Annotated in this window: 10 protein-coding genes; 3 read left to right on the top strand and 7 right to left on the bottom strand. The window is 38.2% G+C overall.

Annotation, left to right across the window (positions count from 1 at the left end; translation table 11 throughout):
• Positions 1–197: 197 nt before the first annotated feature.
• Together BQ7314_RS04005 and BQ7314_RS04000 are read right to left on the bottom strand one after the other, a co-directional pair.
• Complete coding sequence (locus BQ7314_RS04005) at positions 198–524, bottom strand: rhodanese-like domain-containing protein (RefSeq protein WP_174482418.1); 327 nt, start codon at positions 522–524, stop codon at positions 198–200.
• A gap of 18 nt (positions 525–542) precedes the next feature.
• Positions 543–1,703 (bottom strand): pyridoxal phosphate-dependent aminotransferase, encoded by a 1,161-nt coding sequence (locus tag BQ7314_RS04000; protein WP_174482417.1) that lies wholly within the window; start codon positions 1,701–1,703, stop codon positions 543–545.
• Between the two features lie 113 nt (positions 1,704–1,816).
• Here BQ7314_RS04000 and dksA point away from each other — a divergent pair, with 113 nt between their 5' ends.
• Positions 1,817–2,251 (top strand): RNA polymerase-binding protein DksA, encoded by a 435-nt coding sequence (dksA, locus tag BQ7314_RS03995; RefSeq protein ID WP_174482416.1) that lies wholly within the window; start codon positions 1,817–1,819, stop codon positions 2,249–2,251.
• A 118-nt stretch (positions 2,252–2,369) separates the two neighbouring features.
• Entirely contained in the window at positions 2,370–3,668 is a 1,299-nt protein-coding gene (bioA, locus tag BQ7314_RS03990; RefSeq protein ID WP_245394909.1) for an adenosylmethionine--8-amino-7-oxononanoate transaminase, read from the top strand.
• 137 nt (positions 3,669–3,805) lie between these two features.
• Here bioA and BQ7314_RS03985 read toward each other — a convergent pair whose 3' ends face one another.
• The 4 genes from BQ7314_RS03985 to BQ7314_RS03970 all read right to left on the bottom strand — a co-directional run bounded on the left by BQ7314_RS03985 (position 3,806) and on the right by BQ7314_RS03970 (position 8,687).
• Positions 3,806–4,498, bottom strand: a complete 693-nt coding sequence (locus BQ7314_RS03985) for a pseudouridine synthase (RefSeq protein WP_174482415.1) — start codon at positions 4,496–4,498, stop codon at positions 3,806–3,808.
• A gap of 208 nt (positions 4,499–4,706) precedes the next feature.
• Complete coding sequence (locus tag BQ7314_RS03980; RefSeq protein ID WP_174482414.1) at positions 4,707–5,705, bottom strand: hypothetical protein; 999 nt, start codon at positions 5,703–5,705, stop codon at positions 4,707–4,709.
• A 55-nt stretch (positions 5,706–5,760) separates the two neighbouring features.
• Entirely contained in the window at positions 5,761–7,359 is a 1,599-nt protein-coding gene (locus BQ7314_RS03975; protein ID WP_174482413.1) for an ABC transporter ATP-binding protein, read from the bottom strand.
• On the bottom strand, positions 7,356–8,687 hold the full coding sequence (locus tag BQ7314_RS03970; protein ID WP_174482412.1) for an ABC transporter permease: 1,332 nt from the start codon (positions 8,685–8,687) through the stop codon (positions 7,356–7,358). Before BQ7314_RS03970 ends, BQ7314_RS03975 begins: the two co-directional genes overlap by 4 nt.
• 369 nt (positions 8,688–9,056) lie before the next feature.
• Here BQ7314_RS03970 and BQ7314_RS03965 point away from each other — a divergent pair, with 369 nt between their 5' ends.
• Positions 9,057–9,827, top strand: a complete 771-nt coding sequence (locus tag BQ7314_RS03965; protein WP_174482411.1) for a hypothetical protein — start codon at positions 9,057–9,059, stop codon at positions 9,825–9,827.
• A 105-nt stretch (positions 9,828–9,932) separates the two neighbouring features.
• Here BQ7314_RS03965 and ftsH read toward each other — a convergent pair whose 3' ends face one another.
• Positions 9,933–11,822, bottom strand: coding sequence for an ATP-dependent zinc metalloprotease FtsH (gene ftsH / locus BQ7314_RS03960; protein ID WP_174482410.1), 1,890 nt, complete (start codon positions 11,820–11,822; stop codon positions 9,933–9,935).
• Positions 11,823–12,433 lie beyond the last annotated feature (611 nt).

Below are 12,433 nucleotides of genomic sequence, written 5' to 3'. Positions count from 1 at the left end.
TGCCTACTCAATAACACATCGACACTCCAAATAAGTATAGCTAATTTTTTAAACATTTCTGTGAACAAAAAAACTACTGTAAATTAAATGATATATTGTGCGACTTCTATCACAAAAATAGATGAACATTACTTTGAATCAATTCCTATCGAAACACTTGAATAAGCCTAATATTACGCAAAACTACCCCTAAGCCATTAATATAATGCCATCTCTCTATCACAAGCATTAGCCCAAGCATGAATACCACCGCTTAAATTAAAAATGCTTTCAAACCCCTGCTGTACTAAATAATAAGCGACTTGCTCACTGCGTACCCCATGATGACAGATAACAACTATAGGCTGGTTTTTATCTAACTCCTGTAAACGCTCAGATATTTGATTCATAGGTATTAATACACTGTTTTGCAAACTCGCTATTTGGTATTCAAAAGGCTCGCGCACATCTAATAAAAAATATGCCTCTGGATTTTCTAATAATTCATATTGTAAAAAAATCGGGGTTATTTGTTGTATTGCCATGTTAATCGAACTCTCCAGCTATAAATGATTAATAAAACGCTCTAAACGCTCTATTCCTTCGGCTATTGTAGCCATTGAACCGGTATAAGAAAAACGTAAATAATGCTGACTTTCATTTTGTCCAAAATCCTTACCTGGCGTAATGGCAACGCCAGCAACTTCAAGTAACTGCTCAGCAAATGCCTGACTATTATCAGTAAACTGGCTAACATCCGCATAAATATAAAAAGCGCCAGCCGGTTTGACAGGGATCTTAAAACCTAAGCGAAGTAAATGCTTATATAAAAAATCACGTTTTTTAGCAAACCCCTCACGTCTTAACTCTAGCTCTTGCAAAGTGGCTGGTTCAAAAGCCGCTAGAGCGGCATATTGCGCATGACTTGACGTGGAAATAAAGATATTTTGCGCTAATTTTTCTGTTGCTTGGACAAAGTTTTCAGGAACAATAAGCCAACCGATACGCCAACCAGTCATGCCAAAGTATTTAGAGAAACTATTAATAACAAACACTTGGTCACTAAATTTTAAGGCGCTCGCTACACCTTGCTCGTAGACTAGACCATGGTAAATTTCATCGGAAAAGAACAAGCCTTGCTTAACGTTAACAAACTCAATGGCTTTAGCTAATTCATTCGCTTGAATAATAGTACCTGTTGGATTTGAAGGCGAGGCAATTAAAACACCACGCGTTTGCGCTTGCCAATGTTGCCGCAACAAATCGACTGATAACTGATAAGCCGTATCCGCATATACGGGCACTTTTTTTACATGATCAGAAAATAAACGAATAAAATTTTGATTACAAGGATAGCATGGGTCAGATAAGATAATCTCATCACCTTGATTAATGCTTACGCCCATAGCAAGCAAAAAAGCCCCCGAAGCGCCTGGCGTAATAAAAATACGCTCTATCGGCACGGTTACTTGGTATTTTTGTTTATAAAAATCACTAATTTTCTGCCTTAGCTCTGGCAGTCCAGCAGCAGGCGTATAGTTAACATAGCCCTTCTTTAAATAATCGATTCCCGCCTGAGTAATTAATTCAGGCGTGGCAAAATTAGGCTCGCCAATTTCCATATGAATAATGTCACGCCCCTGCGCTTCTAACTGTTTTGCACGGCGCAGTAACTCCATGACATAGAAAGGAGTAATTGCCTCCATTCGCTTTGCTACTTGCATAAACTACCCTTTATAAAGTGAGAAAAAATTGCAAATAATAGTAATTTCTCTTGCTTAATTGTCAATATCCTGATAAAAATGCGCAGTTTTTTAAAATAATCAGGAGTTAATGGATGACTAGCAGCACTTCAGCTGAAAGTACCCCTTTCAATTTTACGCCATATCAAGAAAAGAAAGGCGAAGAATATATGAACCCAGCGCAAAAAGAACATTTTAGAGGTATTTTAACGAATTGGAAAAATGACTTAATGCGCGAAGTGGATCGCACTGTTGTTCATATGCGCGACGATGCTGCAAACTACCCAGACCCTAACGATCGCGCATCGCAGGAGTCTGAATTCAACCTCGAACTAAGAACACGTGACCGAGAAAGAAAGCTACTTAAAAAAATTGGTGAATCACTCGCACTTATCGACACAGATGACTATGGTTACTGTGAGTCATGCGGTATAGAGATTGGTGTTCGTCGCTTAGAGGCACGCCCTACCGCAGAACTTTGTATCGATTGTAAAACACTCGATGAAATTCGCGAAAAACAAATGAGCTAATTGTTAACTCTACGCTTAAGCCACAAAGACTGCACAGTACCGACATTAAACTCGTTAATTCACTGTCTCCTTTGTGGCTACTCATTTTCGCAGTTGAATTATTTAACCTTTTATCTCTGTGACTTGTAAATCTGTGCAAACTATCAACACCCTCTTAGAGCAAGATAAACAACACGTCTGGCACCCTTATAGCATTACCCAGTCAGATACCTCCATTTACCCCGTTAAGTCCGCTCAAGGTGTCACTATTACCCTAATGGATGGCACTACGCTTATTGATGGCATGTCTTCGTGGTGGAGCGCAGTACACGGTTATAATCATCCAATACTAAATCAAGCCATTGAACAGCAATTACATAAGATGGCGCATATTATGTTTGGCGGCCTTACCCATCAACCTGCAATTGAATTAGCTCAAAAACTAGTCGACATTACCCCTGAGCCTTTGCAAACCGTATTCTTTTCCGACTCAGGCTCAGTAGCCGTTGAAGTTGCTATGAAAATGGCTATTCAATACTGGCATACAAAAAATCAAACACAAAAAAAACGTTTGCTTACCATACGCCATGGTTATCATGGCGATACTTTTGGCGCAATGTCTGTCAGTGACCCTGATAATGGTATGCATAGTTTATTTAATAACACACTGATTAAACAGCTCTTTGCTGAGGCTCCAAATTGCGGATTTTATGAGGTCTGTACAGCAGAAGATATTGCACCTTTAGCCAGCCAACTAAAAACCCATCACCAAGAAATTGCCGCTATTATTTTAGAGCCGATTGTCCAAGGCGCTGGAGGAATGCGCTTTTATTCACCCATGTATTTATACCAAGTACGAGAATTATGCAACAAATACAATGTTCTGTTAATTTTAGATGAAATAGCAACAGGGTTTGGCCGTACAGGTAAATTATTCGCCTGTGAGCACGCCAATATTGCACCCGATATACTGTGCCTAGGCAAAGCATTAACGGGTGGCTATATGACCTTAGCGGCAACTTTAGCGACCAATGAAATTGCCAACAGTATCCGCCACGGTGAGCCAGGGATTTTTATGCATGGACCCACCTTTATGGCTAACCCACTAGCTTGTGCAACAGCATTAGCCAGTGTCAAGCTACTACTAGAGTCGCCTTGGCAAGGCCGAGTAAAAAACATAGCAAGCTTATTACAACAGGGCCTAAGCCCCTGTCAGCAATATAAGCATGTAAAAGAGGTAAGAGTGTTGGGTGCAATTGGTGTTATAGAATTACATCAAGTGATAAACCTAAAAAGTTTACAGCCTAAATTTGTGGCAGCAGGAGTCTGGGTACGCCCCTTTAACAAATTAATCTACCTGATGCCACCGTTTATTATTACCGACCAAGAGCTTGACCGGCTGATAAGAGCCGTTGTGAAGATTGTTAATGAAATGTAGTAGCGAATTGTATGGCTACAAACTTAATTTTTAATCCTTATATTTTAATTCATTACAAATAATATCTCCTGAATTCATATCCACAGGCAATTATTTAAAAATTGATAAATAAGTATATTACACAGCAAGTTACCGCTTCAATCATACTTTCGCCTAACTCGAGCTGTCCTACTGGTTGATTGAGCATCACTCTGTCTTTTCTTTTTTGTTCTCCCCTCGGGCATATATTTCCCTATTTTTCTATTGCAATGCTTAGGACGGCTTAGCTTATGTACCAGATCTTTTGCGGGCGGTGCAAGCACTTCTTGCCATTGTCCAGATTCAAGTGAATCTAGTGTCCAAGCACCTATCGCATAACGAATTAAACGTAAGGTCGGGTGTCCAATGGCAGCAGTCATGCGCCGAACTTGCCTATTTTTACCTTCTGTTATTTTAAGTTCAATCCACTGAGTTGGAATCGTTTTACGCTCACGTATGGGCGGAATACGCTCCCAGACGCTAGGTGCTTCTATCAACTTTGCTTTTGCAGGACGCGTAAGACCGTCTTTAAGTTGTACGCCATTACGCAAATAATTTAATGATTTTTCACTGGGGATATTCTCAACTTGAACCCAATAAGTCTTTTCAAGTTTATATTTGGGGTCACTGATTTGATGTTGCAACGCCCCCGAATCAGTCAGCAAAACAAGTCCTTCACTATCACGATCTAAACGCCCAGCAGGATATATGCCTGTTATATTGATATAGTCTTTTAATGTCTGTCTTCCTGCGCCATCAGTAAACTGAGTCAGTACATCAAAAGGTTTATTAAGAATAATTAATTTTGCCATTTAGATTTGATAATAATGAATGTAACAAGAAATAAGATATTACGTTTATAGTGAGCCATTTTGCAATTAGATAAATGATCTTTGGTATGGTAAGCGTTCAGATCCCTATCTATTTTAACGGCCTCTCCCTGCGTGAAGGGAATAAATTCTTACCTTTGATGTTTTAGCTAGCTCTTTTTAAAAGTGAAGTGATTAGTAATATCAATTATTAATAAAACACAAGATCCGATAACGCAGAACTAAATGTACCAACTAACATTGGTGCTATTACAGTCAGGATTTGTGGCAGTGAAGCAATAGGTGAAAACATCATATGATTCTCAATAAGCCATTTAGCAGGGTCTTGTCTTTGCTCTCTATCCCCCCCTTGCTGAAGAGCCAATTTTGCTTGATTACTTAAATAACTAGCAGCAGGAATGTATAAGGCCGCAATGATCAAGGAATAACTTACCCCCCAATATTGACATATTAATACTGTGATAGATTTCAACTGCGTTATTTTTTCTGTTCCATCAAGAAATGCGAGTGGCCAATTTAGCCATAACTGCATATGAATAACACCAATCACCATAACTGCAGAGCCAGCGGTAATTAATTTCTTTAACTGTTCTGAACGGCCTAAAAAAAACTCTGCGTCTTTATGTAAGGTTAACGGAATTTTATGCATAATGCAGCAGCCTGCCACTAAGCCAAATGGTACAACTAAAAAGCTTATCAGATTAATAATATCTAAAGTGGTATGTACAATAAATAACTGATTTAAAGTAAAGTACCCTGAACCTGATAAAGTGTCGAAAGTAAAATTAAAAATACTGGCTATGGGGCTTACTGTAGATTCCACACTAAGTAAATAACTTGTTTCCACAACAGAAATGACGATTGCTATGACGGTAAAAAACAATAATGTTAATTTTGTTTCTGAACTCCTTAATAAATCCCATATAAAGGCACCAAACCCTATCGTAATAAAAAAATATACCATGACACTGGTAGCCCATAATAAACGTGCTTTAATTTCATTTATCTTAACGGCACTAGATATATCACGGGCTTGAGAAATGTACTGATTAACAACTTGGCTTAAATCAAGAAAGTTGAAGGCCAACAATTCAAATAGAGTTTTTGCCAAAATAAAAGTTAAAAATGGAGCAAGAAAAAAACGCAGTGCGAAAAAAATATGCTCTGGAATAAGTCGGGGGAAGTTCATAATTAATTAGCCATATTGTCAAGTATAGTTCTAATAATAGCACTTCCACTTAAACCTACTTCACCAAAATGGGCACAGCACTTAACAGTTTTTGTGTATACGGATGTTGAGCCTGGCTTAATATTTGCTCTACACTGCCCTGCTCAACAATTTTCCCCTGATACATAACAGCCACCTCATCGGCTATTTCAGCGACAACCGCGAGATCATGTGTAATAAACAAATAACTGATATTTTGTGTTTTTTGTAAAGACTTTAATAACTCAATAATTTGCTTTTGTACCGAGACATCTAGCGCAGAAGTTGGCTCATCACAGACAATTAATTTAGGCTTAACGGCTAAAGCCCGAGCAATGCATATTCTCTGTCTTTGACCTCCTGAAAATTCATGCGGAAAACGGTACAAAGCTGTTGCATCTAGCCCTACTTGATTTAATATTTTTGTCACCTGTCTAACTATCTCTTCCTTATTTGTCGTTGGATGCAAAGTCCGTATACCTTCAGCAACAATATCTAAAATAAACATACGTGGATTCATTGCTGAAAAAGGGTCTTGAAAGATAATCTGCATCGCAGCTCGCTGCACTCGTAACTGTTCTCGTGATAATGTAGCTAAGTCAACGCCGTGAAAATCTACGCGTCCTGAAGTATTAGGAATTAAACTTAACAAGCCCTTTCCCAATGTTGTTTTGCCACAACCAGATTCACCTACTAATGCCAGTGTTTTACCTGCATCTAAAGTAAAGCTGACGCCATCAACGGCTTTTACATAATCCACTACACGCTTAAGCAGCCCTTTTCTAATCGGGTAATGTACCTTAAAATCAGTTAGCTTTAAAAGAGCGACAGAATCAGACTTTTGTTGTTTTTCTCGGTAGTTTATATTTGGTAACGCTTGTAATAATTTTTGCGTGTATATATGCTGCGGGTGACTGAAAATTGCCTTATTATCCGCTGTTTCGACTATATTTCCCGACTGCATAACAGCCACTCGGTCAGCTATATTAGAAACCAAGGCCAAATCATGACTAATAAGCCATAAAGCCATGCCATTTTGTTGTTGTATGTTTTTTAATAAGTCTAGTATTTGCGCTTGAATCGTAACATCTAAGGCTGTAGTTGGCTCATCGGCAATTAATAAATCCGGCTCACCGGCTAAGGCAATAGCAATCATTACTCGTTGGCGTTGCCCCCCCGATAATTGATGCGGATATTCATTCATACGGCGCAGCGCATCAGGAATCCCAACTTGTTGCAATAAAACTAAAACTTTTTCAATACGTTGTTTTTTAGCCATTGAAAAATGCAATTGTATGGTTTCTGCAACTTGCTGACCAATCGTCATAACCGGATTCAAGGAACTCATGGGGTCTTGAAAAATCATAGCAACACGTTGTCCGCGCACCTGACACAGTTCAGATTCTGGCGTGCGTAAAATATCAATATCAGCCAACTGTATCGTATCAGCCTGTAAATAAGCCTGTGTTGGATGTAAGCGTAAAACTGATAAAGCCGCTAAAGATTTCCCTGAGCCTGACTCGCCAACTAAAGCAAAGGTTTCACCTTTATTAATTTGAAAACTGATGCCGTTAATAACCGGCTGACCGGCAAAACTCAGATGTAAATTTTCTACCGTTAATAAAGTCTCAGTCATGATTCAGCTCGTCTAGGGTCAAAAGCATCGCGTACCGTATCTGCAAACAAATTAGCGGCTAATACCAAACTAAACATAAACACAAAGGAAGCCGCTAATGACCACCAAACAATAGGCTCTCTAGCCATTTCTAAGCGCGCGCCATTAATCATATTACCCCAACTATAAGTGGTCGGATCTACTCCAATATTCACATAAGAAAGTACCGCTTCAGCCAATACTAAGGAGCTAAAATCCAACACCACAGAAATCAATACAATATGCATGACATTAGGCAAAATATGCCGATATAAAATAAGATAACGGGGCACACCTAGAGCTTGAGCAGCTTGCACATATTCCATTTCGCGTAATTTCAACGTTTCCGCACGTAATAACCGGCATAAGCCCGTCCAACTGGTAACCCCTAAAATCAAACAAAGAAATAATAAGCGCATATCTGCACGCGCCACTAAACTAGTAAATTCCTCCTGATGATTAGCCATATAGACTTGTACCATTAAAATAGAGGCCGCAATTAACAACACTCCTGGAATAGAGTTTAAGGTCGTATAAATATACTGAATAACATCATCTACCCAGCCACGAAAAAATCCCGCTAAAATACCGAAGATAATCGCCATCGGCAACATAATTAATGTGGTTAATGAGCCTATAACCAGCCCTGTACGAATACTTTTAATCGCCTGATACAAAACATCTTCTCCGACCTTATCAGTACCTAGCACATGGTAATAAGAAGATAAATCGACTAGCATATAGCTGATTGTATTGATCAAAAAGAGCGTCGCAAAAACCGTATTAACGGCTTTACTGCTAAAAAATACTAGCTTTGTTAAATAATGATAAGCGAAAAAAATAAGTAGTGTAATACCCGCACCTTTGCAAAGCCCTAGTATTGCTTTACTCAGAATATCACTCATCTTTTCGGCTTCAATATCACTTAAATGACTCGCTCCATACTCTAACCTTGGATAGCCCCAAGAACGTATTTGGTTCTCGGTTATAATTAATTCTTTACTATATAAATAGGCAGAAAATGGCGCAGAATAACTTTTCTCTTGAGTTAAACGTAGTGGGTTCGCCCAATAATCTAAGATACTAATAATTTCATTTTGTTTGCTATCACTCGGTTTAAAATGTACGGAATCCAATAGGCCAATAAACATAAAACACAGTAGAATAACCAAAGAAACCATCGCCGTACGGCTATGAGTCACTTTTTTCCACGGGCGAATAAATTGTTCTTTTTTGCGCAAGCTAAAAACGGTGAGAATAAGCACCAAAATTAAAAAAAATATCAGTGCATCGGTCCATAAAATAATCATATTTATGTGATCAGTATTAATTATCAGTTAGATTTCTTTGATTATGTCATTTTAAAATAATAACTAAGAAAATAAATAGGTTGCGCTACGGAACAAAGCACATCTTTCTTATGTTTGCTTTAGATAGATAGTACCTATACAGAGGCTTAGGTGAAAAAATAAGAATATGCATTTCATTTCTAACAAAATTAAATTATATCAGCTATTCTCATGATTTTAATTCCCAAAATATCGTCAAAATTAAAAAAACATTTATGATCATGTCTTTTTTATACTCACCATCGCTCATTCTTTCTTGATAATAAAGTTTTACTTAAATTGGACGATGTACTAAGTTAAGTAAACAAATTTAGTTAAATGGAGAGCCAAATGCCGAATGACGCAAAAAATATTAACACAACAAGTATTGAAGACTTAGTTAATTCAAGCCTTGATATCGCAGCCGAAGAGGTATTAATGGAATCTTCTGCAGCTCCAGAAAAAACAAAAGAAACACCTGAACCAGAACTTGCTGATGAGCATCTTTTGGAGAAGCCTTCTTCAGATATACTAGATATTGAGCCAAAGCCAGAAGCCGAACCTGATATACAGAAAGAGATATTAGTAGAAGCGATTACTACTACAGAAGAAACACTTAAACCACGCACTGAAACCGTGATAGAGTCTGAAGAGCAAGTTAATGTCGCTGAACTAGAAAAAGCAGAACTTAATATTCAAGAAGCACAACTTTCAGAGCCAAGTGACAACATAGAACCAGAAGATACTGATCTAAACAGTGCCTCAACAGAAACAACAGAGCAAAATACTCCAGTTGAAGAGTTAGCACAACTGGAGTCTATTGAAGCACTAGAAAGTGAAGTCTCTGAGCTTGAATCTGAAATTCAACTGCAAATGGATAAGCTAGTCATTAAATCTGACCATTTAAAGGCCAATATTCAAAGCGAACTCAAACGAGTTAGCGCAGACAACGAACAATTACAACAGCAGATAACGACACTTACGCAACAATTATCAGAAGCAGAAGAAAAAATACAATCCTTAGCCGAAGTTCAAGATAGACAACAAGCCACAATCCAGAAGCTTATTAAAATATTAAAAGGCGTTAATACTAAAATAATGCATTTGTATGATGAAAAATAGCAATAAGCAGTCTATTTAAAATAGTTAATGTCATCAAATTTTGATGACATTAAAGTGATTTAGGAAGTCAAAAATCGATAATATTCTCAAGTACAGCCAACCTTTTTAGGTGTCTTTTTTGATAAGGGCAGCGACTTCTTCTCCACTCAATACCTCTTTCTGCTCCAGTGCTGCTGCCAATTTATTAAGCAATTTACGTTTCTCGGTTAGGATCTGAGTGGCACGTTGGTATCCTTCATCAATGAGTATTTTGACTTCACTATCAATAAGGCGAGAAGTTTCTTCACTGTAATTTTTCTCTTCTATTCCCTGAGTGCCCAAATACGTTAATTGTTGCCTTTTACCATAGGTTAATGCTCCAAGCTTCTTACTCATTCCCAATTGTGTCACCATGCCGCGAGCAATTTCTGATGCGCGCTCCAGATCATTAGAAGCACCGCTTGAAACGTCTGTAAAAACAAGTTCTTCAGACACGCGCCCTCCCATCAAAATGGCAATCTGGTCTTTCAGCTCTTGCTCAGTAGACAAAAATCTCTCCTGAGTTGGTAATTGCAAGGTATAACCCAGAGCAGCAACACCACGAGGAATGATAGACACTTTATGAACAGGTTCACCCGTCGGAACCGTTTCTGCAACTAAAGTATGCCCTGCTTCATGGAAGGCGACACGATTCTTTTCTACCGAGCCTAATAAACGGCTTTTTCTTTTGGGGCCTGCAATAACACGATCAATAGCCGCTTCAAAATCTAGCATATTAATTTCTTCATGACGGTTACGTACCGCAAGTATAGCGGCTTCATTAGCAATATTGGCTAAATCTGCGCCCACAAAACCTGGAGTACGTTGAGCGACCACTTTGAGATCAACATCTTTAGCTATCTCCATATTTTGAGTATGTAGAGTAAGTATGGCTATACGCGCCTCAAGGTCGGGTTTATCAACAACTATTTGTCGATCAAAACGGCCGGCACGCAGCAAGGCTTTGTCTAGTACTTCAGGTCGATTAGTGGCAGCCATAACAATAACCCCTGACGAAGGGTCAAAACCATCCATTTCCGTTAGTAATTGATTTAAGGTTTGTTCTCGTTCATCATGCCCGCCCATAACCGTTCCAATACCGCGCGCGCCACCGATAGCATCCAATTCGTCAATAAAAATAATGCACGGTGATTTTTGCCGTGCCTGATCAAACATATCACGGACACGTGAAGCACCCACGCCGACAAACATTTCAATAAATTCTGAGCCACTAATATTAAAAAATGGTACGCTAGCTTCACCTGCAACAGCACGCGCTAGTAAGGTTTTACCCGTTCCTGGCGGACCAACTAATAAAATACCTTTTGGCATATGACCTCCGAGGTGCTGAATCAATGTAGGATCTTTAAGAAAGTCAATACATTCTCCTAACTCCTGCTTAGCATCTTCAACACCTGCAACATCTTTAAAGGTGGTTTTATTGTTTCCTTCAGGATGGATACGCGCTCGATTTCCTCCGATATTCAAAAAGCTTTGTGCGCCTCCGCTCATACGTTGAGCCATCCAGTTCCACAACAGAAATATCAGCCCAAAGGGCAGTACCCAGCTAAATAAAAATGTACTCAGCCAATTATCGCCATGACGAACTGTATATTTCACGCCATTTTTTGCTAGCTCGTTCGCTAGTTCGTTATTGAATAAAGGAACAGTAATAAAGTATTGCGTTTTTTTTTCGTCAAAAGTGGCATTAGTTGATCTGAACTTTCCTGAAATAACTTTATCGGTAACTACTGCTTCTTCAATATCTCCTGCCTGCATTTTTTGCAGAAACTCACTATATGGGATTTCCTTCTGTTGATATTGCTTGAACCCTTGCCATAAATAAAGTGACAGCATCATAAAAGCAAGGTAAAACCAAAAGCTAAGCTCTTGTTTTCGCCATGAATTATGTTCTTCAGGTTTATTTATTTCTATTTTTGGATCTTCATTTTTTATATTAAAATTAGATTTTTTCATAGATAGAGTCCTTTTTATTTGTTTAAAATTCAAGGCATTATTTTTTTATAAAAAAATTTTATAACACTCAATGCTTAGATCTAGCATTAAGTGACTATCGCCCTCTACGTCACTCATGCAGTATTTTCCAGTCAGTCAATAAAAATAAATAAGTCTAAATAAAGCATTTAGTCTACCTCTAAAGTCAGAATTTTTCTGTTCATTTATTTAAATAATCACCTTTTATAGTATACCTTTCAGCGAATCTTAACTCCGATCCAATTATTTCAGTTTTTCATAAAGTGTCATCATTTTATCATAGTGATATTATTTTCTTTCTTTTCCCTTACCTCCGGTAAGGGTCACTGGAAAATAACAAGGATAGTGAGAGTTGAGCAAAGGTTTTGTAAGTATTCAGACACCCCTTGAAAATTTCACCAATTTTTCATCCCCGAAACGAACTATCAATAGCTTGGAATAGTTTTTGGTCTGAAATCTCAATTTTTTGGTGGGGTACCTGAATACTTACAAGGTTTTAGGTGTTCTTGATTAAAGTTATCAAGCTTATCTGCCCAGAGCTATTCTATACCTATACAGATATAACCTGGTCTCCCTATTTAGACCCTTATTCT

Source organism: methanotrophic endosymbiont of Bathymodiolus puteoserpentis (Logatchev), assembly GCF_900128525.1.
GTDB lineage: Bacteria > Pseudomonadota > Gammaproteobacteria > Methylococcales > Methylomonadaceae > Methyloprofundus.
The sequence above is the reverse complement of the archived record's forward strand: the minus strand, read 5'-3'. Positions and strand labels throughout refer to the sequence as shown.